The sequence below is a fragment of the Salegentibacter sediminis genome (assembly GCF_002078605.1).
Lineage (GTDB): Bacteria > Bacteroidota > Bacteroidia > Flavobacteriales > Flavobacteriaceae > Salegentibacter > Salegentibacter sediminis.
The window spans coordinates 1-25,785 of record NZ_MSJR01000009.1 but is presented as its reverse complement, the minus strand read 5'-3'; the positions used below and the strand labels follow the sequence as shown (position 1 = coordinate 25,785).

The window sequence follows — 25,785 nt, the reverse complement described above, 5'->3', positions numbered from 1 at the left end:
TTACACTCATGATAATACTACTCACATTCTACATCCTAAATAAGTACAACTCTATAAAGATTAGAGGTACACCATAAAATGACCTAAGGCATTTTACTCAGAGTCTCACATCCTTTAGGAACTCCCTTTAGAAGGTTTTAACAGCATCCTACACAGCTCACACACTCTCTCACAGTTTTAATACTACTCTACCTCTACTTACACCCTCCATTAGATACAAGCTCTTAGGGAGCAGTATTTAAGTCTTCTCTTGTTCGACTCCTCTTCTGTACAGGGATTAGTACTATTTCCCTGCCCAATAAAAGAAAGGTAGAGCCTTTTTCTCATACGAAATTATTTCAATACTAAAGAATAGTTTATCTATTTTAACAATACTTTAACTATTCGTATATTTGCATAAGTAAACAAGGTATTTACTAAATGTCTATTCCTGAAGCAAACATTTTACCCAATTCAGCGAAAAACAGACATATAGTAGTAGAAACAAGAAGAGAGATGAATAATAGAGGACATAATAACTTAGAGTATAAAGAAGGTTTTAAAATTGAGCAGGAGAAATTCCTTCAGTATAAACCTATCCTTTTAGAAACTCTACAGGCTCAGGATATAGAACTAATTACAAGAGGGATGTTAGATAAACTAACTGGCTTAGATGCTACAGCTCTTATAGAGGGTTCTGTATATGGTGTATCTCTCAGGTTTAGAAGCTCAGATTATAACTCCTTCACTTTAAACAGGCATATCTCAGACCCTTTCTCAGAGGTTCACAAGTGGACTCAGAACCACACCAACAACCTAAAGCCTATTTACTACATACAAATTAATGAAAGATTAGATAGCTCCCTAAGGCTTATAAGAATCAATATAGAAGCTTTCTCTTACATCCTACAGGGATTAATAAAGAAAGATAGATTAGAGAACTACTACCAACCTCACTTAGAATCCTATGAATTCCCTCTAAAAGACATTAGTTATAAAGGAATTTTTTCAGGAATAATTGAAAACAGAAAATTTAAAGTTTAAGCAAATAATTAAAAAGTAAATAAATCAAAAAGGGGGTGTATTCCACAGAATATCAAGTCTTTAGGGAGGTTTAAGCTGCCTACATACCTACAGAAAAATTCCCTTTTATTAAAAAGTAAATAACTAAAAAAAGAAGAAAAATGAAAAAAGATGTATTACACGTAGACCAATTCTCTATAAATGGAGACAATGCTCAAGGAGCTAAACAAGAGGAAATTTTAAACTCTTTTATCTCAAGAGTAGAGACAGAAGTAAAAACCCCTTTCACACCAGAAGAAAAGGTACAGATGAAAGATAATGCAGAAGTATTTTTAAAAGAATGGATTAAAGATTTTTATCAGTTCCCTAATGCTTCAGATGAATTTAATAATGATGCTTTAGGAGTAGATATGAAAAGTATATCACTTGAATTTAGAACTAAGTCTAAGGAATGGAAGAAATACCCTTACAAGTTAGAACAAGGGCAATTCAAATTAGATACAGTAGCTATACAAGAGAAGCACACTACATATACTTCGAACCCTTTCCAGAGTACTGCATTAGAAATAGCTCAGGAGCTTATTAAGTTAGTAGAGAGAGCACAAGCAGAAGGTATTTTAAATACAGATGCTCAGACCTCAATAAGAATAGCTGAAGCATTCAGAGTATTAAAATTAGATGGTTACTATACACAGGATAAAGGACATAATTTAATTCCTAACCCTTCTATACCTTTCTTACATAAGATTAACCACCCTAAACATACACAGGCAATGTTAGAAGCTATAATACCTAAGCAGAAAGAACAAGAATAAGAAAGTGTAGACATAATACCATATTATGTAAACACTATAAAATAACTAAGTAACTGTAAACCAATAATTTATAAAGAAGAGTGTTATAAGTGTTTACTTAATGATAGTTTATTTAGTTGTAAGGTAAACAGATTAATTGTATATTTGTGTAAGTTTGGGAGGTTTGGGTTTACTCTTCTTTATCCTTCAGCTACCTCCCACTACTTACCATTAATAAGAAGAAACTTAAAAAGAGAGAAAACATGAATACAGAAATAGAAGAAATAGAAGAATTAATTCAGGATGTAAGAGCACTTACCAACTCATTAAAAGAAAAGAGTAAGCATTCTTTAGAATGTGACTCTGAGTAAATGACTAATTAGTCATTTATGGTATAGCACAACAACTGAATAGAATATTAATCAATCAAACAATCAAACATTATGAATACTACCACAGCTTTTAATTACACTCAGGCTAAACAATATGCTATAGACCTATTCCATGAAAAAGGGAATTCCTATGAGCAGGATAAGAAGGTAGAAGCTCTACTAATCCTTATAGGAATTGATACAGGGTTTAGAGTATCTGACTTATTAAAGCTGAAGCATTCAGACATTAATACAGATAATGAATATGGAAAGCCTTTCATTACAGGCTATGTAGCTAAGAAAAAAAGATTAGAGACTAAAATACTCTCTTCTAATACTCACAGGCTAATAGAGACCTACTATAACTACTGTATGTTAGCTCATGGTACTGTTAATGACCTTATTTTCTTTAATTATAAGACTAACAAGGTTTATACAAGGCAATGGACTCACAAGAGGTTAAACCTTGCTAATGACCAAGGAGAGTTAGGTAAGAAGGTTAAGACAGCAGGAGCACACTCATTAAGACGTACAGCAGGAGCTAACTTATATAGTAAGACTAAAGACCTTAGAGAGGTTCAATTTCTATTAGGACATGATAGAATGAAGCAGACTGAGCACTACCTTAAGTTAGACCAGTCAGAAGCCTTAGAGAGACTTGCAAGGCATTACGATTAGAGTAAGCATCCTTTAGGATGTGAAACTCTGAAAGGTTGTAAACCATAGAAGCAAGTAACATATTAAATTATTGAGTAATGATGCCCTAAAAAGGGCATTACTACTTTTAAAGAATGAAATTATAAATAAGATAAAATAGAAAATTATGTAGAAGTCAATTCAGAATTAGATAGAGCCTAAGAGAGCCTATCGAGAGGGTAAAACCTCAGAATCTCGAAGAAATTATTAATTAAAAAAGATGAAAAAAGAAGAAAAAACACTAATTATTGAACCTTTCGAAGGTTGTAATTTCCAGACTGAATACCAACTTAAACCGAAAAAGAGAAACACTCTTAAACCCTTTCCACATAACATGCAGTTAGATAATACTAAGCTACTGCAAGAAGAGAACTACCACCTATTTAATGGTGATGCTGCTATATTTCTGAAAGATGCTGAATATATCAGATTCGACCATTTACTATATGACCTACCTTTCTTTAAAATGGGTACTAAATTGAAAATAATAGGCTATAAAATAATGTTATGCAACCCTCATTTAACTCAGGAACAGTTATATAATTGTTTATATCATATTTTCGTAGAATTCTGTCAAATTCCTAAGACTAAAAACCTCATTCAACACGTAAAGAAATTAGGTAATAATGAAAGCCTTATTGAAGGGAATATAAAATTTACTGAAGAGAATATAGAAAGGATAAAAAAAGCAGCAGGACAAATAATGAGTAAACCCTATAAAGGAAACATTAAAAAACAGTCTAAGGTTATTTTTAATCCTGACTATGAACTAACTGAGCAAGAAAAAAGAGACTTAGCTAATAAGGTTCAAGGAAAAGAGAAAAGCAATAATAGAATAGAGGAAATTCACTTCACTATAGTTAATTGGGATTCTGAAGAAAAGCCAACTCAGAAGAATGTAGCTAAGAAATTAGGTGTAAGTGAAAGAACGGTAAGAACTTACTGGAAGGATGCTAAAGAAAAATTAGCTCTTACTATATAAGACCGTTCTGCCTATTTTTATATAAAGATAATTCAACCCCTTACACACGTTGTAGGGGGTTTTTCTTATGCCTAATGACAACTTACACCTCATCACTAAGAAAGTCTCTTACAGAGCATCTCAGGACAGTAGTTAACCCTCTTACCTCAGTAGATTAACCCACTATATTCAGGTTAAACGGTATGATGTAAATGGGCTAATACCTATACTACTAAAATCAGAACCTATACTCAATGTTTAATAACTGACTTAATAGTACTTTAGGAAACCCTAAACTCAATTTAGGACTTTATACCAACTTAAAGCCATTTACTTTATACTAAGGGGTTCTAATGTACTATTAGAATTGCTCTACCTTTCTTGTTTTAATTTAAAAAGACTGAACTCTAATGTGTTTGATAGTTTTTATGCGAAAAGTACCCCTAAACCAATTCAAGGAGAAAATGAATTTTCGCAACAAGGAATAAGAAACACAAATAACCAGATTCCACACCTATATAAAGAAAAGGTATTGCCTATCTCCTTACAGGATGGTTTTTTAGGTTGAAAAGAGTTATTTCTAAAAAGCGGCAGAACGGTCTTAATATACTATTATAGGGGAAAGTGCTTTTTTTCGACCAATTAACCAAGTGCTTGATTATCAGTAGTTTAAAAATTAACCTATTTTATTACTCTAAAGGCTGCTATGAGTATGCTTTAAAATCAAATTCCTTTCTTTTTTCACCTCAGGAAACTCTTTTTAGAGTCGTTTTAATCTTAGAATAAGTAAAAAAACTAAAATATTGTTATACATATGTTGTACAATAACCAATTAATAAAGGTAAAACCTCCTATTTATAGGGATTTAAAAGCTTTATTTTTTAGCATAGGCAAAAGTAATAATTTGAGGCAAAAATAAAATAACCAGCGACTTTATTTTCTATCTTTATTCTTAACAACTTATTATTAGAAATGAAATATATAAGTGCTATTATTTTCGCCATCGCAATTGTAGTTGCAGCCTGGTTTTTAGGTGAATCTTACGTGAGCCGGGCCAATCCTGATGGGGTTATCTCGGTAACGGGCTCCGGAAGCGAGAATTTCACCTCAGATCTTATCGTTTGGGAAGGCAGTTTTAGCCGGATGAACCCAAACCTGGAACAGGCCTACAATGACCTTAACAGCGATAAAGAGACCGTAAAAGATTACCTGATAGATAAAGGGATAAAAGAGGAGAATATTATCTTCACCTCGGTTCAGACCTCAGAACAGCGGGAAAATCAATATCAAAACGGAAATTATGTGGGGAGTATTTTCCAGGGCTATCTGCTTACACAAAACGTAAAGATAGAAGCTACAGAAGTGGAAATGGTGGAAGAAGTTTCCCGTGAGATCACCGAGTTACTAAACAAGGGCGTACAATTCAACTCCACACCACCAAGGTACTATTATACCAAAATCGCCGATCTTAAACTGGAAATGATCTCCAAGGCTACTGAAGATGCCCGGTTAAGAGCTGAAAGAATCGCCCAAAACAGCGGCGGAAGTTTAGGCGAACTAAAAAATGCCAATATGGGGGTGTTCCAAATCACCGGCCAAAACAGTGGAGAAGATTTCAGCTGGAGTGGCGTTTACAATACCGCCGATAAAAGAAAAACCGCATCGATTACTATGCGCTTAGATTATGAGATAGAATAAGGAGCTCACAGCCTTTTAAAAAACTATGAGCCCTTTTTTTATTTCAAAGTATCCAGGATCATATCGATATCTTTTTCTGTGGTATCGGGGTTTATAAAGCAGAAACGCACCACGGTTTCCCCGTTCCAGATGGTAGGAGTTACCAGGGCAAAGCCTTCCCTGTGATTTTTATAGGTCCAATCCCGGTACATTTCGGGAGTCCAGCCTTTTCTTTTGAATAACACCACCGAAAGACTCGAAGGCCTTACCAGTTCAAAATGCTCATCTTCCTTTACTTTCTTTTCGGCAATCTTGGCAAGTTCTATTCCGCGTTCTATCGCCTGGCGGTATTTATTGGTTCCGTGCATAGCCAGGGAAAACCAAAGGGGCATTCCCCTAACTCGTCTGGTGAGTTGGATCTGGTAATCGGCCGGATTAAAACCACGGGCGCCTTCATCTTTAAAGATCTCAAGATAGGCCCCTTTTTGGGAATGGGCATTTTTTGCCAATTCCATATCCTTATAGATCACCGCCCCACAATCGTATGGGGAAAAAAGCCATTTATGAGGATCTATGGTGATACTATCAGATCGTTCTATTCCTTTAAACAAATCCCTAACCGATAGGGCAGCCAGGGCTCCCCCACCATAAGCGCAGTCTACGTGCAGCCATATTCTTTCTTTTTCACAAACATCGGCAATGGTATCCAGCTCATCTATAATTCCGGCATTGGTTGTTCCTCCGGTGGCTACCACCGCAAAGAGTCGTTTTCGGTCTTGCTTACTAAGATTATTAACAGCTTCCTGCAGTTCCGCTCCGGTAAGGTGTTCATCCCCACAATCGGCAAGTACCACCTCAGCATCCATTACTTTTGCCATAGCTTTAATCGAACTATGGGCCCCACCAGAGGTGATAATCAAAGCTTTAAGATTTTCATTTTCAGCATCTCTGGCACGCCATTCCTCCCGGGCAGTAACCAGGGCAGATAGGTTAGCCGCTGTACCTCCACTGGTAAAGACCCCGAAGGAATCCTGGGGAAGGCCGGTTAGGGAAACCAACCATTTCATGGCCTGGTTTTCACAGTAAATTCCGCCGGCTCCTTCCATCCAGTAAGCTCCATGAATACTGGATGCCGAAGTCACTAAATCGAACATGATAGCCGCCCTTGTAGGAGCAGCAGGCACAAAGGCCAGATGTCGTGGATGGTCTATAGGCACCGTGGCCTTCACCAGCACATCCCGGAATAACTGAAAGGCGGTCTCGCCACCAATCCCTTCAGGAGTGATCGTTTCCCCGACAATCCGGAATAAATCTTCTTCTTTTTTAGGCGCTCCCATTTCGGGGGTCACATTAGAGATACGGTCTATGGTATACTTCATGACATCCAGGGTCATTTCTACCAGATCCATATCTATGGTATGCATTCTATTATTTTCCAAAAGTCAATATTTTAAATTCTGCTTCCAGTGGGTTTAATTCTTTTAATAAGCTTGAGATCAGATCTTCACCATATTCAACATAGAGTTGCGCAAAATTGGTTTGTCTTTCCTGCAGGCTTTGGTTGGGAAACAAAGTGTTCTGCAATTCGGCTATGCGATGTACATGATCTTCCAGTTTTCGTTTCTGAGCCTTAAGGAGTCGTTTTTCCAGGTTTTCAAGTCCTTTTAACTGTTTTACCTCCTGGGCTTTCACCGCTCCTAAAAAGGATTTGTCAGTTTGCCCGGCAAGCTCATATAAATGCTGAAATTGCTGCACCAAATGCTCTTTTTGTGGTGAAAAATCTATATCGATATTAGATATCTGTCTTACTTTTCTGTTGATGAGCTCGTGGGGTTTTAAAAAGAGCTCCTTTATTGAAATATTTAGCTTCTCCCGTTTTTCATTGATTTTTTCATTCTGAATCAAGGCCGAATTCCGCAGCAATAAAACCGGGAAAGTCACTTTTTCAGCTTCAAAATAATCCTTGAGCTCCAGCCAGTAAGCCAGTTCTCCCCCTCCGCCAATGTAACAAAGGTTGGGCAGGATCACTTCCTGATAAAGCGGCCGCAGCATCACATTTGGGCTAAAGCGTTCAGGATGTTGCTTTAGTTCCTTCAGGATCTCTTCCCTGCTCCATTCAATTTCGGTATCATGAACAAAATAGCGGCCTTCCCTTTCTATTATGCGTTCCCGAAATTCATTGTCCAAATAAAACAGGTTGATCTCCCTGGGGTTCACCTGTACGTTATAGCCAAGCTCACTCAGGGCTTCTGCTTTGGAAAGCGTAGTTTTATATGCAAGTTGATCGGTAAGCTCTCTCCGGGCAAATGGAATGAAAAGTTCTTTTAATTCCTGGCCTTGTCCGTCAATGATTACCAGCCCCTGCTCTTTAAAAAGCTCGTTAGCGAGAAATCTGGTAGCAGCTGAAAGATTATCGTGCTCCAGATAGGCTTTTTTAAACCATTCCTTGAGCTCTTCGGCGTTTTTTCCTCCGCCAATCTCTGCTGAAAAGAGCTTATATACCTCTTCGAGGCCATTTGTAGAAAGATAGCCTACCGCATCCCGCCCGGCTCTTTCCTCAGCATTCACCCACTTGAATTTTTTCCCATGGAGATTAAAAAAGTTGATCTCTTCAAAATCGTGATCTTCGGTGGCCATCCAGTAAACCGGTACAAAATTATATTCGGGATATTTTTCCTTTAAAATTTTAGTGAGATTAATCGTGGAAACGATCTTGTAAAGAAAATAAAGAGGTCCGGTAAAGAGATTAAGCTGGTGTCCCGTAACCACGGTAAAAGTGGTTTTTTGAGAAAGACTATCGATGTTTTTGGCAGTAGCGCTGGAAACTGCTGTTTCGGCGTATTGTTTTTTCAGACTATGCACCAGGATCTCCCGGTTCTCCATAGGAAACACTGCTTTTTCTTCGATTTGGGCCTTAAAATTCTCAATTTCAGGAAAGCGGTTGTAAAATGGCTTAAGCTCCTCCTTTTGAGCCAGGTAGTCTAAAATTAGTTCAGAAAAATAGTTTGTTTCTTTATAAGGGATACACTCGGTTGGCATTAGCAATTCTTTGATGGCGTAAAGATACCCAGATTAGATATTTTTTTGCCAGTTTTTTAGTTAATTTGGCTCCCAACAATATCTTTACTACGGTTTGTAATCCTCAAAATTAATAAATGAAAACAATTCTACTTCCTTTCATTCTTCTATTTTTCATATTTCAGAGCTATGCTCAACTTCAGAGCCCAAAAGAATTTCTTGGTTATGAACCGGGAGAGCAATTCAGCCGCCACGCCGATGTTGTGAATTATTTTGAACACGTTGCTGAACATTCCCCCCTGGTAGAATATCACACCTACGGGAAGACCAATGAACGCAGGCCTCTTACCTATGCGGTAATTTCTTCAGAAGAAAACATCAAAAATCTGGAACAAATAAGAAACCGGCATCTGGCCAATGCCCGGAACGAGGCCGAGGCCGAAACAGCCATCGTTTGGCTTAGCTATAATGTGCACGGCAATGAAGCTTCCAGCACCGAGGCTTCTATGAAAACTCTTTATGCGCTTATCACCGAAAAACGGGATTACCTGGAAAACACGGTGGTGATTATCGATCCTACCGTGAATCCCGATGGGCGCGATCGCTATGCCAACTGGTATAACCAGGTGAAAGCCGAGCCTTACAACACCTCTCAGGCCGCAATTGAGCATAACGAGCCCTGGCCGGGAGGAAGACCCAATCACTACCTTTTTGATTTAAACCGGGACTGGGCCTGGGCCACGCAAATTGAAACCCGGGAAAGGCTGAAGATATATAATCAGTGGTTACCACATATTCATGTAGATTTTCACGAGCAGGGAATGAATGAACCTTATTACTTCGCCCCTGCTGCCGAACCATTTCACGAGATAATAACTCCGTTCCAACGGGAGTTTCAAACTGAAATCGGTAAAAACCACGCCCGTTACTTTGACGAGGAGGGCTGGTTATATTTTACCAAAGAGCGCTTTGACCTTTTATATCCAAGCTATGGTGATACCTATCCCACCTATATGGGTGCTATAGGGATGACCTATGAGCAAGCCGGCCATGTAGGGCTGGGCATTAAAACAGATGAAGGCTATGTTCTAACATTAAAAGACCGGGTAGCCCATCACCACACCACGGGATTATCAACGGTAGAGGTTGCCTCTAAAAATGCAGAGCGGCTGAATAAAGAGTTTAATAAATTCTTTGATAACAGCCAATTGGAAACAAAATCTTATGTAGTAAAAGGAAATCCAGATAAGATCGCAGCCTTAAGAAAGCTGTTAGACAGGCATGAGATCGAGTATGGCCAAACAAGTTCAAAACGAATAAACGGATATCTTTATGAGCAGGATAAATCAGGAAGTTTCGATACCGGTGAAAACAGCCTGGTCGTAAATACCAATCAGCTAAAAGGAAAAATGGTAGATGTTTTATTTGAACCTTCTACCACACTGGTAGATTCGCTAACCTACGATATTACCGCCTGGAGCCTGCCTTACGCTTATGGCCTGGATGCCGTGGCCAGCAAAAGAGAGGTTTCTTCTGAAAGCTTTTCCAAAAGACCTGAGATCAAAAACACTCCCCGGCCTGCAGGAGCTGGCTATATAAGCAAATGGAACGCTTTACAGGATGCGCAATTTCTTGCCGCTTTATTAAAGGAAGGAATAAAAGTAAGATTCAGCGAAGTGCCTTTTGAAAACGACGGTAAAAAGTTTGACCGTGGAAGCCTCGTCATTACAAAAAGCGACAACAGAAACCTGGAAAATTTTGACAAAAAAGTTACCGGGCTTGCTGAGGCACATCAAAGAGACTTATTAGCGGCCGAAACCAGTTTTGCCGGCAGTGGCCCCGATTTTGGTTCACCCGAAATCAAGCTAATCCATCCTCCCAAAATTGCAGTCTTAAGAGGCAATGGAACCTCTTCACTTAATTACGGGGAGATCTGGTATTTCTTCGAGCAGGAATTACAGTATCCTATCACCTCCATTAGCACCGATTATTTTTCAGGGGTAGATCTTTCCCAATTTGATGTGCTGGTAATGCCTGAAGCTTATTACAGCGAGCTGCTGGATGAAAGCGGATTCGATAATTTAAAATCCTGGATTCGTAGCGGGGGAAAAGTAATAGCCCTTGGCCGCGCGGTGAGCAATTTTGCCGGTAAAGAATCTTTGAGTTTAAAAGAAAATAAAACCGAAAAAGATACGGTCTCAGCAAATCTAATCCCTTATGCGAAGCGGGAGCGGGAAAGTGCGAAAGACCTTATCACCGGAAGTATTATAAAAACCAAAATTGATAATACCCACCCTATGGCTTTTGGATACGGCGACACCTATTTTAGCCTGAAGCTGAATAACCGTAGTTTTTCACTCTTAAATGAAGGCTATAATGTGGGCTACCTGAAAAAACCTGAGGTAATCGCCGGTTTTGCTGGCAGCAAGGCCACTAAGAACCTCGAAAATTCTCTTATCTTCGGGGAAGAACGGCTGGGGAAAGGCAGTATTATTTATTTGGCAGACAATCCACTATTTAGAGGTTTCTGGCAAAATGGAAAGCTCTTTTTTGTGAATTCCATCTTCTTTGTGAATAATGATAAATTCAGATTATAGGATTTTCTTTGGAAAGAAAAGTTTCTTAACCCGGGGCTTCCCCGGGTTTTTTATTTTTCATCTCCATGAAGACCTCATCAAAATTTCTATTTTGAATAGAGAAATAAAGTTTAATTTTGGTATGGTCAAACAGCATAAACTATGAAACTCCTAAGATTACTTTTTCTCACTTCCTTCCTTTTCTTTTCCGGTAATTCCTTTTCACAGGATAGCTCCCCTAATTTCAGTGTAGATTTTGAAACTTTCACCCTGGAGAACGGTTTGAATGTTATATTCCACGTAGATAAATCAGACCCTGTGGTGGCGGTAGCCTTAACGGCTCACGTGGGCTCGGCCAGGGAGAAAGAAGGACGTACAGGTTTCGCACATCTTTTTGAACACCTCTTATTCCTGGAATCGGAAAATCTCGGCAAAGGCGGACTCGATAAGATGAGTGCCCGCATTGGGGGTTCAGGAGCAAATGGCTCTACCAGCCGTGACCGCACAAATTATTTCCAAACGGTGCCCAAAGACGCTTTGGAGAAGATGATCTGGGCCGAGGCCGATAAACTCGGCTTTTTCATCAACACGGTAACCGAACCTGTTTTGGCCAAGGAAAAACAGGTGGTAAAGAACGAAAAACGGCAAAATTATGATAACCGGCCATACGGGCACACCTTCTCTGTTATCGATAAAAATCTTTACCCGGAGTCCCATCCCTACAACTGGCAGGTTATAGGTTCGCTGGAAGACCTGCAGAGCGCTACCCTGGAAGATGTAAAGGAGTTTTATAATAAGTGGTATGTCCCCAATAATGTTACCTTAACCATTGCCGGAGATTTCGATACAGATCAGGCTAAGGAATGGGTGCACAAATATTTTGATGAGATTCCGGAGGGAGAAGAAATAGAACGACAGGAGAAACAGCCCGTAGATCTTACAGAGACCAAAAAACTATATTACGAAGATAATTTTGCACGCCTGCCGGAATTAACAATAGCCTGGCCCGGAGTCTATTCTTATCACGAAGACTCCTACGCCCTGGAAGTACTTGCAAACTACCTGTCTCAGGGAAAAAACGCTCCGCTTTATAAAAAGCTGGTGGAAGAAAAGCAGCTTACCGACCAGGTGCAAATGTTCAATTACACCTCAGAACTCGCCGGGCAAATCATGCTTCAGGTGAGGGCCTATGACGGCACCGACCTGGATTCGGTACACCGGGCTATCGATGAAACTTTTGCTGAATTCGCGAAAAACGGCATTTCAGAAAAAGACCTAAAACGAATAAAAGCCGGACAGGAAACCGATTTTTATAACAGTCTCTCCAGCGTGCTCGGGAAAGGATTTCAACTGGCCCAATACCAAATATTTGCCAACGACCCCAATTATATCAATAAGGATGTAGAAAAGATCCTTGCTGTAACGGCCGATGATGTGCAAAGGGTCTTCGAGAAATATCTCTACAACCAAAATTACATAGCGACTTCCTTTGTTCCGAAGGATCAGAAAGACCTTGCGCTGGAAGCTAGTATAGAAGCCGATATCACCGAAGAAGAAATAAAGGAAGACGCTGAAGATGAGGTAGACCCCAATGCTAAAGTCACTTACGAAAAAACACCCTCCAGCTTTAACCGCAGCCTGGAACCTCCCTACAGCGCAGCTCCCGAATTAAATGTGCCGGAAATATGGGAAAGCAGGATGCCCTCGGGATTAGATATCCTGGGAATAACCAATTCTGAAGTGCCCCTGGTGAAGTTTAGCCTGGAAATTAAAGGGGGATTATTACTTGAAGACCCTGAAAAAACAGGAGTTTCTAATCTTCTGGCTAATTTAATGACCCGGGGCACAAAAAGTAAAACCCCGGAAGAACTCGAAGAAGCCATTCAATTATTGGGAGCCGATATTCGCGTACGCGCCGGAGAGGAAAAAATTACGCTCAGCGGAAGTACCCTGGCTCGAAACTATTCAGAAACAATGAAACTCGTAGAGGAGATTCTTCTGGAACCACGCTGGGACGAAGGCGAATTTAAGCTGGTAAAACAACAGGCCCAGAGCCAGGTTAAACAGCAAGACGCCAACCCTAACAGCATTGCCACCCGGGAATTTCAGAAACTAATCTATGGCCGCAACCACATTCTTTCCTACCAGGTAATCGGAACCGAAGAAAGCCTCAAAAAAATAAATCTTGAGGATCTTAAAACCTATTACCGGGAAAATCTATCACCGCTTAACGCCACATTTCATATCGTGGGAGATATAGAAAAGGAAGACGCGCTGGATGCCCTGAAGAGCATCTCGGCCAACTGGCCTCCACAACAGGTTAGAATACCAAAGCTCTCCCAACCCCAAAAACCGGAGCAATCCCGTATTTACTTTTATGATGTTCCCGGGGCAAAACAATCGATCCTTAGGTTTGGTGCTCCTGCCCTCTCTGCAACCGATGAGGATTTTTATCCGGCTGAAGTGATGAACTACCGGCTTGGCGGAGGTGGTTTCGCCTCCCAACTCACCCAGCAGCTTCGAGAAGGGAAAGGCTATACCTACGGGATCCGTTCAGGGTTTTATGGAGAAAGAAATACAGGTCCTTTTATGATCTCCACCGGCGTTAGAACCAATATCACTTATGATGCGGTTAAACTCATCAAAGAAATCCTGGAAGATTATGCTCTTAATTACGATCAGGAAGACCTGGAAGTCACCAAAGGTTTTATGATAAAAAGTGCAGCCCGGAAATTTGAAACGCTCAATTCTAAACTGGGGATGCTAAGCGACATTAGCAATTATGAGTTGGACCATAATTATATTAGTGAAAGGGAAAACCTGGTAAATAATATCTCGGTTCTTGAAATCCAGGAGTTAGCCGGGAAGTATATCAATCCTGAAAAAATGTATTTTTTAATTGTAGGTGATGCAGAGACTCAGTTAGAGAAGCTGGAAGAGCTCGGCCTGGGAACTCCTGTATTACTAAATAAATAAGCGCAGAAATGATATTGCCATCAATTTTATTGGTTTTAGGTCTGTTGGTGCTCATTTTTGGGGCGAATTACCTGGTAGAAGGTGCTTCAGCTCTGGCAAAGAAGTTCAAAGTTTCCGATCTGGCCATAGGGCTTACCATCGTGGCCTTCGGTACTTCCGCGCCGGAGCTGGTAGTGAACAGTTTTGCCTCCATTCAGGGACACCAGGATATCGTTTTTGGCAATGTGATTGGCAGCAATAATTTTAACCTGTTCATCATCCTGGGAATCACAGGGCTTATCACTCCGCTGGCAGTACAATCGAGCACAGCCTGGAAGGAGATACCAGTATCACTCATTGCGGTCATTCTATTATTCCTCCTGGTAAATGATAGCTTCCTGATTTCAGGAACCGAAAATAAACTTAATCGCTGGGAGGGATTTCTCCTGCTTGCTGGTTTCCTTGGCTTTTTATTCTACGTCTACAAACAACTTACTTCAGAAGAAAGCCTGGAAACGAGTCCTGAGAAAAAGTTATCCAGTCTCAAAATGAGCCTGTTTATCGTTGGCGGCCTGGCAGGATTGGTTATCGGGGGGCAACTGGTGGTTAACAATGCTATTGGGATAGCCGAAAATTTAGGTATCAGTGAGAAAATTATCGGTCTTACCGTAGTTGCGGCGGGCACTTCCCTACCCGAACTAGCCACCTCTATCGTTGCGGCAACAAAGAAAAATGCCGATATCGCGGTTGGTAATATCATTGGTTCCAATATTTTCAACTTCCTTTTGATCCTGGGGACCGCTTCCGTGATAAGCCCGGTGAGCTATACCAATTCTTTCAATACCGATCTTTACATCCTGGCCGGAGGAACGATCTTTCTTATGCTGGCCATGTTTACCGGAAAACGTAAAATGCTGGATCGATGGGAGGCCACCCTGTTGCTTATCTTCTATTTAGCTTATACCATTTTCCTGGTGGCCCGGGAATTATAAGAATTTTAACGGAAGAGAATAAAAATCAGTTTAATTTTATGCTGATGAAAAAACTACTACTCATTTTTAGCGGAATCCTCTTACTGAGTTGCAGCCATAAAGCTGAAGAAGAAAAGACCAAATTGAAGATTAACGATCTCAAGGCCCAGGTAGACGCTCTAAAAGTTGAGAATGATTCTTTACAAAAAGAATTATTGCTGTTGGAAAGTCGGAATCCTGTGGTGTTTTCTGAAGCTTTTGATAGCATTACCAACCCCGAAGCCTTTATCGTAGAGGCTTTAAAAAGCGATCCGGAGCTAATTCCGGAGGAGGGCGTGCTTGGAGGAAAAATGCAATTCATAAATACCGAAATCCTTAATGAGCGCTTTATCTGGGCCGAGTTTGAGGATGGGCACATCAACGGGCAGGCCATTTATCAGTACAGACTTTCAAAAGAAGGAAAGCCTCAATTCAGGCTAATTTCAAAAATTCCTCAATAAACAAATTTAGTTTGGCAAAAAAGATATCCTATTTCGTAACTGCGGCTATTATTCTGGGGCTGGTTATTGCCTATTTTACCTATCCCCCATTTGGAGATTTCATCAATGAATCCTGGGATATCCTTTTAAGCAAAGATGAAGAAAGGATCAGGGATTACTTTAAAAGTTTTGGCTTCTGGGGACCCATCGCCATAGTCATTTTGATGATCCTCCAGATATTCCTGGTTATTTTCCCGAGTTGGCTGCCAATGATCGTTGCGGTATTAGCTTATGGTTTTATTGGCGGAGTACTTATTTCGGTGGTTGGGGTTTTTCTGGCTTCCAGTTTGGGATACGCCATAGGAAGACTTTTAGGGGAAGATAATCTGGCAAAGGTGCTGGGGAAAAAGAAGAATAAGAAAGTTAATAATATGGTAGAAGAATATGGCTTTTGGGCTATAGCCCTGTTTCGGGTTTCACCTTTTCTTTCCAACGATGCCATTAGTATTATCGCGGGTATGTTAACTATGGGATACCGCAAGTTTATCCTGGCTACCCTCACCGGAATAACTCCCTTAGCGATCGCTATTGGTTATTTTGCTGAAGATCCCGATACTTTAAAAAACGGACTCTATTGGATAGGTGGCGCCGGACTTGTAGGTTACGGTATCTACGTGTATGTTGATTACACAAACCGTAAAAAACAAAAATAATCGATTTTTTCTCTTTATCTTTTTCTGGATGAAAAAGGTATTCAGATTTTCCCTTCTTTTAATTTTTTTACTACCAATACTCTATTTCTTGGCAGCTATAGCGGGGGCCTTAATCCCTGTAAATTCAGATTTCCGGGAAACAGAAAACGGCGTGGAAATCTACCTCAGGTCCTCAGAGGTGCATACCGATATTGTGGTACCACTAAAGAACGATTTAAAGAACTGGGAAGAGAATATTTCTCTTCAGCATAGTCTTTCAGGGGTCCCCGGGGCAGAGTATATTTCCTTTGGCTGGGGTGATCTTGAGTTTTACAGAGATATACCGCTGTGGAAAGACCTGAGCTTAAAAACCGCATTCCGGGCCTTGTTTCTCAAAAGTCCGGCGGCCCTGCACCTGGAGTTTTTGGAAGAACCACCTTCCTCAGAAAAAACCATTCGCCTAAAAGTTAGCAGGGAACAATACCTAAAGCTCACCGCTTTTCTCGAAGATAGTTTTGAATTTGATGCCGATGGAAAGGTACAGCCTATCCAGGATCTGCATTATACCCGCCGGGATGCTTTCTATAGGGCGAAGGGTTTCCTTAGCCTCTTTAAAACCTGCAATACCTGGGCGAATAATGCCCTGAAAAGATCGGGACTAAAAGCCTGCCTGTGGACACCGTTCTCAGAAGGTATTCTTTATACCTACCGATAGAAACGAAAAATTTTAGGATTTCAGGATGCCATAATTTTGTAATTTTAGCTAAGTCCTTAAAAATTAAAAACTATTATTAAAGCCAAACATACCTCCTTTCTTTTATCGGGAAGCATTCTCGGATTATCTGTTCTGGCGTATTTCGTACTTCCATCTTTTCGGGAATTTACCGACACTACGGTTAACATCCTGATGAACGGGAACGAGGAATATACCCAGGAATATTTCAAAGATTTTGGGGTGTGGGGACCGGTGGCGATTATTGCTTTTATCATTTTGCAGATGTTCCTCATTTTTTTTCCTTCCTGGCTCCCCGTAATCATAGCGGTTAGGGCCTACGGGTTTTGGTGGGGTGTGCTAATAGCATTAATAGGAGTGGTTATTGCTTCTACCATAGGATTTTATATCGGAAAAAGTTTCAAGGGAATTTTTCTCACCAGGATATTTGGCGAAAAAAAGATGGAAAAAATGGATTTCTGGATCAGCAATTACGCTTTTGGTTCGGTGGTGCTGTTTCGTATCTCCCCATTTCTCTCCAATGATGCCATCAGTTTTATAGCAGGGATGCTTCATATGAAATTCAAAAAATTTATGCTTGCCACCCTAACCGGAATGGTCCCGCTCTCTATAGCCATCGGAATTTTTTCTGAAGATATCTCCAAACTCAAAAATGGCCTCTACTGGATTGGAGGAGTTGGCCTCATCGCTTATGTGATCTATATCTATATCGATTATAGTAAAAGAAGGAAGAAAAATTTCAAATCCTGAGGCCCATCCAGTGCGGTCGCTTCCTTAGGGTATTTTATAATTTTTTTATAAGCTCCCGGCAGCCGGTTTTCTACTTAAAGTCTTACCTTAAAGCAGTTAACCAAGCTCATTCTAATATGTTTTCAGAAAAAACTTCAACTCACGGATTGGAAAAATATTATCATCGGCTCGAAAATTCCTCAGATCTTGATCCCTTGATGGAGAAGATAGGAGATTCGAAATATGTGCTGCTGGGCGAGGCCAGTCACGGCACCCACGAATACTATACCTGGAGGGCACGAATCTCCAAAAGACTAATCAAAGAGAAAGGCTTTTCTTTTATCGCGGTAGAGGGCGACTGGCCCGATTGTTATAATATCAATTCCTGGGTTAAAAATTATAAAAATACTCCCAGGGATATTTTTGAGGTACTGAAAGGCTTCCGGCGCTGGCCAACCTGGATGTGGGCAAACTGGGAGATCGCTGCTTTTGCCACCTGGCTCCGGGACCACAACGACCAGCTCCCTGCCGGGAAAAAAACAGGCTTCTATGGCCTGGATGTCTATAGTTTGTGGGAATCTATGGAGTCTATTGTGGGCTACCTGGAAAAAGAAGACCCTGAAACAGCCAAACTTGCCCGGGAAGCAGTGCAATGCTTTGAACCTTTCAAAGCGCGCGATTCTTATGCTTCGGTGTTTTCTTCAGGGAATTCAGACTGTAAAAGGGAGGTAGTAGATTTGCTTAAGGAAGTTAGAAAAAAAGCCCATACTTACGACCGGGAGGAAGAAGCTGGCTTAAACGCCGAATTGAATGCTTTGGTGATGGCAAATGCCGAAAAATATTACAAGGCCATGGCAGGCTTTGGGGAAGATTCCTGGAATATCAGGGACAGGCATATGGCCGAGACCCTCAACCGGCTTATGAAACATCACGGGAAAGATGCTAAAGTCATTGTTTGGGAACACAACACCCACGTAGGAGATGCCCGGGCCACCGATATGGCTGCTGATGGCCTGATTAACCTGGGGCAACTCGTGCGGGAACAGCACCGGGATGATGGGGTATGCCTGGTTGGATTCGGATCCTATTCGGGCTCGGTGATTGCGGGGAAAAGATGGGGTGCGCCCATGGAAAAGATGAAAGTTCCTGAAGCCATCAAGGGAAGCGTAGAACAGCTTCTCCACCGGGAAAGTCCGCAGAATAAGCTTATCGTTTTCGAGGAAGACTGGCGCTTAAAAGAAGGTTTTTCCGAAGAAATGGGCCACCGGGCAATTGGGGTTGTTTACCATCCCGCCCACGAAAGAGGAAACTATGTGCCCTCCCGACTTTCAGAACGCTATGACGCATTTATGTACATAGATAAGTCTAAAGGCCTGCATCCCTTAAAGATCCATCCCCATCCTGAACTAACCCCTGAAACTTATCCCTTTGGCATTTAATGAATATTCAACGAAAAAATAAAAGATTATGAGAACTTTAGATGATATCACAGAAATACTTGGCGAAGATGCTTCCTACTACCTGGAACACGTAAGCAAAAAAATATCCAAAGACCGACTTACAGTTCCCGGCGCCAGGACCATCGATAATTTTATGGAAAGTGACCGCAATCCGCAGGTGCTCAAAAGCCTTTCCCAGTTATACAACCACGGCAACCTGGCCGGAACGGGTTATCTGAATATTCTACCCATAGACCAGGGAATTGAACATTCGGCGGCCTTTTCCTTTTACAAAAACCAGGATTATTTCGATCCTGAAAACATCATCAAACTGGCAATGGAAGCCGGATGTAACGGGGTAGCAACCACTTTTGGGGTGCTGGGATTACATGCCCGCAAGTATGCGCATAAAATCCCCTTTGTGGTTAAGATAAACCATAATGAGCTGCTCACCTATCCCAACAAATATGACCAGATTCCCTACGGAACGGTGAAAGAAGCCTGGAACCTGGGCGCTACGGCTGTGGGAGCCACCATTTATTTTGGTTCTGAAGAAAGCAGCAGGCAAATCCAGGAGATCGCTGTGGCCTTTGAGGAAGCCCATCAGCTGGGGATGGCTACTATTTTATGGTGTTACACCCGGAATAGCGCATTCAAAACCAAGAAAGAAGATTTCCATTCTGCGGCAGATCTTACCGGCCAGGCCAACCACCTGGGGGTTACCATTAAAGCCGATATTATCAAACAAAAGCTGCCGGAGACCAACCAGGGATTTAAAAAATTAGACTTCGGAAAATATGATGACGCGATGTATGAGGAACTCACTACCGATCATCCCATAGACCTCTGCCGGCTACAGGTAGCCAATTGCTATATGGGCAAGATCGGGCTCATCAATTCGGGGGGAGGCTCCAAAGGAGAATCAGATATTAAAGAGGCTGTTCGCACCGCTGTGGTAAACAAACGCGCCGGGGGTTCGGGCTTGATTATGGGGCGTAAAGCCTTTCAGCGCCCCTTTGTTGAAGGGGTTGATATCTTAAGACATGTTCAGGATGTTTACCTGGAACCCCAAATTACCGTGGCCTAAGCCAAAGTTAGAAGTCCGAAATTAGAAGTACGAATTTTGAAATCTAGGAATAGAACGAAAAAATAAATTTTCCGCCTTCCCCATTTCTATTGGAAGCGGAAAGTTTATTAAAATTCGTTTTTTCTATACCGATTTTACCTTCAGCTCTTTCCTAACCGGTTTTGGAGCTGCATTCACCGGTTCTCCGTAGAGATCAAAATCGGCGGCATCGGTGATCTTAATTTCGTAGAATTCGCCGGTTTTTAAATAGATGGAAGTTCCGTCTATCAGCACTTCATTATCTACATCGGGAGAATCGAATTCGGTACGGCCTACAAAGTAGTTTCCTTCCTTGCGGTCTATCACCACCTTGAAGGTCTGCCCGATCTTCTGCTGATTCAGCTCCCAGGAAATCTGACTTTGTATTTCCATAATCTCGTTGGCGCGCTCCTGCTTTACTTCCTGCGGCACATCGTCTTCCAGATTATAGGCGTGGGTATTTTCCTCGTGCGAGTAGGTGAAACAGCCCAAACGCTCAAAACGCATCTCCTTAACCCATTCTTTTAATTCCTGAAAATGAGCTTCGGTCTCTCCGGGATAACCCACGATAAGCGTCGTTCTGATAGCCATTTCGGGAACTATTCTGCGGAAATCTTTCAGCAATTTTGTGGTCTTCTCGTGGGTGGTGCCACGCCGCATAGATTTCAATAGTTCGGTATTGATATGCTGTAGCGGAATATCCAGGTAATTACAAACCTTAGGCTCACGCTTCATCACCTCCAGCACATCCATAGGGAAACCGGTAGGAAAAGCATAATGCAAACGTATCCACTCGATACCTTCTACCTTTACCAGGTTTTCCAGCAATTCAGCAAGATTTCGTTTTTTATAGAGATCGAGACCGTAGTAAGTAAGGTCCTGTGCGATCAGGATGAGTTCTTTCACCCCGTTTTTGGCCAGGTTTTTAGCTTCTTTTACTAAATCTTCAATGGGTGTCGACTTGTGGCCGCCACGCATTAAAGGAATAGCGCAGAAAGAACAAGGCCGGTCACAACCTTCAGCAATTTTCAGGTAGGCGTAGTTCTTTGGCGTAGTGGTAAGGCGTTCTCCTAAAAGCTCGTGTTTATAATCGGCTTCCAGGGCTTTCAGCAGTCCCGGAAGTTCGGTGGTTCCAAAATAATCGTCCACATCGGGAATTTCTTTCTGAAGATCGGGCTTGTAGCGCTCACTCAGGCAGCCGGTCACAAAAACCTTATCTACTTCCCCTTCTTCCTTCTGCTTCACATATTCCAGGATGGTATTTACCGATTCCTCCTTGGCATTATCGATAAAGCCACAGGTATTTATCACCACGATATTCCCGTCCTGCTCGTGCACCACGTCCTTTTTATTGGCCCGCAATTGCCCCATCAACACCTCGCTATCGTAAACATTCTTACTACAACCAAGGGTTACTACATTGATCCTGTTCTTCTTAATCGACTTCGTCCTCATAAAATTCTTTTTTTCCTGCTCTGCTGAAAGCGGGTGCAAAGATACGATCTTAAATTGGAAATCCCTTTCTTAGTTTTTCTTGTTCTGAATCATTCTAAATATGAGCCGAAATATTGTTTATCCTTAAAGGATCTTTCCTGTTCATTTTTTTGTGTGCATTCCTCTTCCTTCGGTCGTCGGATGCAGAAAAACGAACCAAAAAAAGGACACTTTTTTGCAGGTGTTTCCGAATCGCTTGCGCTTCGGAACCGTACTTTCCCGCCTAAATTTTCTCCATGGCTTCAAAAATTTTACGCCGGGAAAGTACTACACTCAAAAAAGAAAGGTTTTAAAAAATGAAAAGCGATTCCCATTATACCATTTTTAAGGTTTAAATGAAGCTTCTCTTTAATCGAAAAAAACCTATTTCGTATCTTCCAGTGCAAAAACCACAAAAATGAAACGAGCTTTCCTCCTACTTTTTATTCTTCTTTTTAATATTTCTGAAGTTTTTTCGCAGCAGCGCCTCCGGGACCTGGGGATTGAGATTGGGGTACTCCCCACCGGCCCTTTGAACGCCATTACCGATGTACAGGGCGTAAAGGTTGGGCATAGCAGTTTGATTAAAGGCGATTCGGTGCGCACGGGAGTGACCGCCATTTTGCCGCACGGCGGAAATATCTTTCAGCAGAAAGTCCCCGCGGCGATCTATGTTGGAAATGGCTTCGGAAAACTTGCCGGCAGCACCCAGGTGCAGGAATTGGGGAATATTGAAACTCCGGTGATCCTCACCAACACCCTGAATGTAGCTACGGCGATGGATGCCGTAATAAAATATACGCTAAACCGGGAGGGCAATGAAAAGGTGTACTCGGTGAACGCGGTGGTGGGAGAAACCAACGATGGCTATCTAAACGATATCCGTGGCCAGCATTTAACTAATCAAGATGTGCTTGCCGCCATAGAGAACGCAACCTCAGAAAACACCGAAGAAGGCAATGTAGGCGCCGGCACGGGCACCGTAGCCTTTGGTTTCAAGGGCGGGATCGGGACCGCCTCACGAAAACTTCCTGAAAATATGGGCGGTTATACCCTGGGAGTTATGGTGCAAAGCAATTTTGGCGGGGTGCTGCAGATCGCCGGGGCCCCGGTGGGCCGGGAACTACAGAAATTCCGTTTTAGCGATAAACTGATGAATAATGCCGATGGCTCCTGTATGATCGTGGTGGCCACCGATGCACCGCTGGACAGCCGCAACCTGGAACGCCTGGGAAAACGCGCTTTCCTGGGTATCGCCAAAACCGGCGGGATTGTCTCCAACGGCAGCGGCGATTATGTGATCGCCTTTTCTACTGCTGAAAAAGTACGGGTGCCCTATAAAGTTGAAAGCGATACCCAAAGCCTGGAAGTAGTCCCCAACGATTTAATGTCACCCTTATTTATGGCCGCCATCGAAGCCACCGAAGAAGCCATTTTAAACTCCCTGTTTATGGCCGAAACCACCAAAGGCCATCACGGCACTATTGAAGCCCTACCTATGGAAAAGATATTGCCGGTGTTGAGGGAATATGGGGTGTTGAGGGATTGAGAAAAACATTGAGCTATACACTATGGTATAAGGTCAAATAGGAAATAACAGCAAGGGTTAAAAACCCTTGCCTGAAACGAAAAATAATAAATCCAAACACGACCACGGTTAAAACCCTTGCCTGAAATGAAAATTAACAAACCCAATCACGGCCACGGTTTCAACCGTGGTCTAATGGAATTTAAATAACAACCTGATCCGGCCACGGTTGAAACCGGGGCCTAAAGCTATAAATTTAAAACCTATGGCTTCAACATGACCCAAGGTTTCAAGCCTGGGAAAAATAAAATAAGCCTGGGAAAAAATTGATAACAGCACACGGTTTTAACTTTGCCCACGGTTTCAACCGTGGGAGAAATAAAATAAAAATAATTATGTCACATTCCTTCAACAAAATTTGGATTCATGCAATCTGGGCAACCAAAGAACGGATGCCCCTCCTTGAGCCTGAAATTGAAGACCAGGTTTATTACATTATGAAAGACGAATTTAAGTTTTTAGGTTGCCCCGTTAGGATAATTAACGGAATGCCTGATCATGTGCATCGTCTTTTTTTATTAAATCCGGAGCGATCTATTGCTGAAGTGATCAAGCATATAAAGGGCAATAGTTCATATTATATTAATCAAAGCGATCTTATTCCTCAAAAATTTGCCTGGCAAACCGGCTATGCAGCTTTTTCGGTTTCAGAATCTGGGGTGGAGAAGGTTTTTCATTATATCAGGAACCAGAAAGCCCAGCATCAAAAGAAAGCATTTAACCAGGAATATGAAGAGTTTTTAAAATTGAATAAACTGGAGAAAGAGTAATAAAACCACGGTTTCAACCGTGGTTTTAGAATTAAAAGGCTTAAAACTTTAGCCTGAATTTAAATAAAAAACTCATTAGGCCACGCTTGAAACCGTGGCCCCAAATGCAAAAACATCTCCTTAAATGTTAAACACCTGTTAATAAGAATCCTGTTTCTATAGGAAAAATAGGGTTTTAAGAATTATCTTAGCAGGGAAGCAAATAACAGCCGCTCAACTTGGCTAGAATACTCCCGGGTGAAGCCTCGATAAAAGTGTGGATTTTATAGGGTAAAAGGAGTTGGTGGTAATTTTATAAGATATTAAAAGGTAATATGGATTTAAGTGAAGGACAAGAAGTTTACTTAAAATACTTAATGCAAAAACTAAATTTTGGTAAAAACATTTTTGAAGATGATTTCACTAAAGAATTTTTAGAACACCTATCAAAAAGTTCTTCCAAGTTTAAAAATATTGCCAATTGCGAGAAAAAAGAAATTTTATATAAAGGAGAGAAAAAATATATTCCAAAAGATGGTTTAACATCAATCGGTTATAAAGATAAAGGTGATTTTTTTGAAGCTCTAAATCTCACTTTATTTCAATTTCTACAATTAGAGTATCGTATAAAGAATAAAAAATTATTCAGTGATTTAGCATACACTTCTAAAAAAGTTTCCGCAACAGATATCTCTAATTATACTTTTTGCCCAGTAAGCTTTTCAATTTCTAAATCTATTTTTTATAAAACTCTGGAGTCAACCGAAGAGGGGGCCAAACTTCATGAAAAGAGCATTTTAAATGAAATAGTAAATAGATCAAAAAAATCATTTACTACAAGCGATCAAATGGAACCAGATATAAATTATGAAGAATCTTACCAAGAATTAAAAACAACACTTGAAGGCTTCGAAATATTGTACTCAGACCATATGTCAGAATATAAAGAGAAAATATTCGAAAGTAAGAATGGAAGATACAATGGAAAACCTGACTACATATTAATTAATAAAAAAGAGGGAAGGATTATTGTCGTTGAAGAGAAATATTACCACATTCCTAAAGAATTTTATAGTTATAATGATGATCCATTCTATAATGACCTTGAAAAGAAAATTGAACTTAAAAGGAATAAGAAACAATTTCATGAAAATCATATCTATCAATTATTATCATACATATATGGAATAAAAGACTATAGTATTGATTTTGGGCTATTGGTGTATTGGAAGTACGAATACGACGATTTAGGGAAACCGAATGTAACTAAATGTCATTTCAAAAAAGTAATACGAAATGAAAAGTCAAGAGAAAAATTAAATAATATTTATAGTGAAATTCAAAAATTTAAAAAAGAAGGAATACGCAATTTTAACACTGAAATTAGAAATCCTAAAAAATGCGCTAACTGTGTAAATAGTTTTTTATGTGGTCATAAAACAGGAAAATTCAAAAAACTCACATTTCCTTATAGCAAATCGTTTTTAAGAACAAATTACGTTGAGTATCCAGAAATGTTCAAAAAGAGTGACTATTCTGAATACAAAAATATCCCTTACGAAGAAAGACTTTTGCAGAAGGTTGAAGAAACTAAAGATTTTTTAGATGGTATATAAAACTATCAAAATTCAGAGAATTTAAACTTAAGTCGGCTCATCGCAAATAACGGGTTTAGTCGAAAAAGTGTAATTTTAGAAACCAGGAAAGAAAAGCAATAAGCTGACAACTCCGCGTCCCTACTCCCGCAACTTGCGATAGCCGGGACCGTTGGGCAAAA

General features: G+C 40.8%; 20 protein-coding genes. 17 read left to right on the top strand and 3 right to left on the bottom strand.

Annotation, left to right across the window (positions count from 1 at the left end; translation table 11 throughout):
* Nucleotides 1–420 precede the first annotated feature (420 nt).
* From BUW93_RS12525 to BUW93_RS12500, 5 genes are all read left to right on the top strand, one after another.
* Nucleotides 421–1,023: a hypothetical protein gene (locus tag BUW93_RS12525; protein ID WP_081212073.1), complete on the top strand. Its 603-nt coding sequence runs from the start codon at nt 421–423 to the stop codon at nt 1,021–1,023.
* Between the two features lie 140 nt (nt 1,024–1,163).
* Entirely contained in the window at nt 1,164–1,817 is a 654-nt protein-coding gene (locus BUW93_RS12520) for a hypothetical protein (protein ID WP_081212072.1), read from the top strand.
* 422 nt (nt 1,818–2,239) lie between these two features.
* On the top strand, nt 2,240–2,845 hold the full coding sequence (locus tag BUW93_RS12515; RefSeq protein ID WP_081212071.1) for a site-specific integrase: 606 nt from the start codon (nt 2,240–2,242) through the stop codon (nt 2,843–2,845).
* A 238-nt stretch (nt 2,846–3,083) separates the two neighbouring features.
* Nucleotides 3,084–3,845: a helix-turn-helix transcriptional regulator gene (locus BUW93_RS12510; protein ID WP_081212070.1), complete on the top strand. Its 762-nt coding sequence runs from the start codon at nt 3,084–3,086 to the stop codon at nt 3,843–3,845.
* 951 nt (nt 3,846–4,796) lie between these two features.
* A complete protein-coding gene (locus tag BUW93_RS12500) occupies nt 4,797–5,522 on the top strand; it encodes an SIMPL domain-containing protein (protein WP_081212068.1) in 726 nt (241 codons plus the stop codon).
* A 38-nt stretch (nt 5,523–5,560) separates the two neighbouring features.
* Here the strand turns inward: BUW93_RS12500 and BUW93_RS12495 are convergent, their stop codons facing one another.
* A complete protein-coding gene (locus BUW93_RS12495; RefSeq protein WP_081212157.1) occupies nt 5,561–6,925 on the bottom strand; it encodes a pyridoxal phosphate-dependent decarboxylase family protein in 1,365 nt (454 codons plus the stop codon).
* Nucleotides 6,926–6,929: 4 nt separating this feature from the next.
* Nucleotides 6,930–8,540: a bacillithiol biosynthesis cysteine-adding enzyme BshC gene (gene bshC / locus BUW93_RS12490; protein ID WP_081212067.1), complete on the bottom strand. Its 1,611-nt coding sequence runs from the start codon at nt 8,538–8,540 to the stop codon at nt 6,930–6,932.
* Nucleotides 8,541–8,656: 116 nt separating this feature from the next.
* Here bshC and BUW93_RS12485 point away from each other — a divergent pair, with 116 nt between their 5' ends.
* From BUW93_RS12485 to BUW93_RS12445, 9 genes are all read left to right on the top strand, one after another.
* Nucleotides 8,657–11,116: a M14 family metallopeptidase gene (locus BUW93_RS12485; RefSeq protein ID WP_081212066.1), complete on the top strand. Its 2,460-nt coding sequence runs from the start codon at nt 8,657–8,659 to the stop codon at nt 11,114–11,116.
* 141 nt (nt 11,117–11,257) lie between these two features.
* Nucleotides 11,258–14,071, top strand: coding sequence for a M16 family metallopeptidase (locus tag BUW93_RS12480; RefSeq protein ID WP_081212065.1), 2,814 nt, complete (start codon nt 11,258–11,260; stop codon nt 14,069–14,071).
* 8 nt (nt 14,072–14,079) lie between these two features.
* The gene (locus tag BUW93_RS12475) at nt 14,080–15,042 is read left to right on the top strand and encodes a calcium/sodium antiporter (RefSeq protein ID WP_081212064.1); all 963 of its coding nucleotides are present in this window, start codon (nt 14,080–14,082) and stop codon (nt 15,040–15,042) included.
* A gap of 44 nt (nt 15,043–15,086) precedes the next feature.
* Complete coding sequence (locus BUW93_RS12470; protein WP_157893323.1) at nt 15,087–15,521, top strand: hypothetical protein; 435 nt, start codon at nt 15,087–15,089, stop codon at nt 15,519–15,521.
* An 11-nt stretch (nt 15,522–15,532) separates the two neighbouring features.
* Entirely contained in the window at nt 15,533–16,213 is a 681-nt protein-coding gene (locus tag BUW93_RS12465) for a TVP38/TMEM64 family protein (protein ID WP_081212062.1), read from the top strand.
* Nucleotides 16,214–16,301: 88 nt separating this feature from the next.
* Complete coding sequence (locus BUW93_RS12460) at nt 16,302–16,907, top strand: TIGR02117 family protein (RefSeq protein ID WP_232778359.1); 606 nt, start codon at nt 16,302–16,304, stop codon at nt 16,905–16,907.
* A 192-nt stretch (nt 16,908–17,099) separates the two neighbouring features.
* Complete coding sequence (locus BUW93_RS12455) at nt 17,100–17,675, top strand: TVP38/TMEM64 family protein (RefSeq protein WP_081212061.1); 576 nt, start codon at nt 17,100–17,102, stop codon at nt 17,673–17,675.
* 116 nt (nt 17,676–17,791) lie between these two features.
* Nucleotides 17,792–19,093, top strand: coding sequence for an erythromycin esterase family protein (locus BUW93_RS12450; protein WP_081212060.1), 1,302 nt, complete (start codon nt 17,792–17,794; stop codon nt 19,091–19,093).
* 28 nt (nt 19,094–19,121) lie between these two features.
* A complete protein-coding gene (locus BUW93_RS12445; RefSeq protein WP_081212059.1) occupies nt 19,122–20,180 on the top strand; it encodes a class I fructose-bisphosphate aldolase in 1,059 nt (352 codons plus the stop codon).
* Between the two features lie 123 nt (nt 20,181–20,303).
* On the opposite strand, the gene rimO is transcribed toward BUW93_RS12445, so the two are convergent.
* Nucleotides 20,304–21,653, bottom strand: a complete 1,350-nt coding sequence (gene rimO, locus BUW93_RS12440; protein ID WP_081212155.1) for a 30S ribosomal protein S12 methylthiotransferase RimO — start codon at nt 21,651–21,653, stop codon at nt 20,304–20,306.
* 436 nt (nt 21,654–22,089) lie between these two features.
* Here rimO and BUW93_RS12435 point away from each other — a divergent pair, with 436 nt between their 5' ends.
* From BUW93_RS12435 to BUW93_RS12425, 3 genes are all read left to right on the top strand, one after another.
* On the top strand, nt 22,090–23,220 hold the full coding sequence (locus BUW93_RS12435; protein ID WP_081212058.1) for a DmpA family aminopeptidase: 1,131 nt from the start codon (nt 22,090–22,092) through the stop codon (nt 23,218–23,220).
* Between the two features lie 374 nt (nt 23,221–23,594).
* Nucleotides 23,595–24,029 carry an IS200/IS605 family transposase gene (gene tnpA / locus BUW93_RS12430; protein ID WP_081212154.1) on the top strand — a complete coding sequence of 145 codons (435 nt, stop codon included), beginning with the start codon at nt 23,595–23,597 and terminating at the stop codon, nt 24,027–24,029.
* Between the two features lie 314 nt (nt 24,030–24,343).
* Nucleotides 24,344–25,624: a PD-(D/E)XK nuclease family protein gene (locus tag BUW93_RS12425; RefSeq protein WP_081212057.1), complete on the top strand. Its 1,281-nt coding sequence runs from the start codon at nt 24,344–24,346 to the stop codon at nt 25,622–25,624.
* The last annotated feature ends 161 nt before the right edge of the window (nt 25,625–25,785 follow it).

Excerpts from the sequence above, each read along its gene's own strand:
- BUW93_RS12525 (WP_081212073.1), top strand. The coding sequence starts at position 421 with ATGTCTATTCCTGAAGCAAACATTTTACCCAATTCAGCGAAAAACAGA.
- BUW93_RS12520 (WP_081212072.1), top strand. The coding sequence starts at position 1,164 with ATGAAAAAAGATGTATTACACGTAGACCAATTCTCTATAAATGGAGAC.
- BUW93_RS12515 (WP_081212071.1), top strand. The coding sequence starts at position 2,240 with ATGAATACTACCACAGCTTTTAATTACACTCAGGCTAAACAATATGCT.
- BUW93_RS12510 (WP_081212070.1), top strand. The coding sequence starts at position 3,084 with ATGAAAAAAGAAGAAAAAACACTAATTATTGAACCTTTCGAAGGTTGT.
- BUW93_RS12500 (WP_081212068.1), top strand. The coding sequence starts at position 4,797 with ATGAAATATATAAGTGCTATTATTTTCGCCATCGCAATTGTAGTTGCA.
- BUW93_RS12495 (WP_081212157.1), bottom strand. The coding sequence starts at position 6,925 with ATGCATACCATAGATATGGATCTGGTAGAAATGACCCTGGATGTCATG.
- bshC (WP_081212067.1), bottom strand. The coding sequence starts at position 8,540 with ATGCCAACCGAGTGTATCCCTTATAAAGAAACAAACTATTTTTCTGAA.
- BUW93_RS12485 (WP_081212066.1), top strand. The coding sequence starts at position 8,657 with ATGAAAACAATTCTACTTCCTTTCATTCTTCTATTTTTCATATTTCAG.
- BUW93_RS12480 (WP_081212065.1), top strand. The coding sequence starts at position 11,258 with ATGAAACTCCTAAGATTACTTTTTCTCACTTCCTTCCTTTTCTTTTCC.
- BUW93_RS12475 (WP_081212064.1), top strand. The coding sequence starts at position 14,080 with ATGATATTGCCATCAATTTTATTGGTTTTAGGTCTGTTGGTGCTCATT.
- BUW93_RS12470 (WP_157893323.1), top strand. The coding sequence starts at position 15,087 with ATGAAAAAACTACTACTCATTTTTAGCGGAATCCTCTTACTGAGTTGC.
- BUW93_RS12455 (WP_081212061.1), top strand. The coding sequence starts at position 17,100 with ATGAACGGGAACGAGGAATATACCCAGGAATATTTCAAAGATTTTGGG.
- BUW93_RS12450 (WP_081212060.1), top strand. The coding sequence starts at position 17,792 with ATGTTTTCAGAAAAAACTTCAACTCACGGATTGGAAAAATATTATCAT.
- BUW93_RS12445 (WP_081212059.1), top strand. The coding sequence starts at position 19,122 with ATGAGAACTTTAGATGATATCACAGAAATACTTGGCGAAGATGCTTCC.
- rimO (WP_081212155.1), bottom strand. The coding sequence starts at position 21,653 with ATGAGGACGAAGTCGATTAAGAAGAACAGGATCAATGTAGTAACCCTT.
- BUW93_RS12435 (WP_081212058.1), top strand. The coding sequence starts at position 22,090 with ATGAAACGAGCTTTCCTCCTACTTTTTATTCTTCTTTTTAATATTTCT.
- tnpA (WP_081212154.1), top strand. The coding sequence starts at position 23,595 with ATGTCACATTCCTTCAACAAAATTTGGATTCATGCAATCTGGGCAACC.
- BUW93_RS12425 (WP_081212057.1), top strand. The coding sequence starts at position 24,344 with ATGGATTTAAGTGAAGGACAAGAAGTTTACTTAAAATACTTAATGCAA.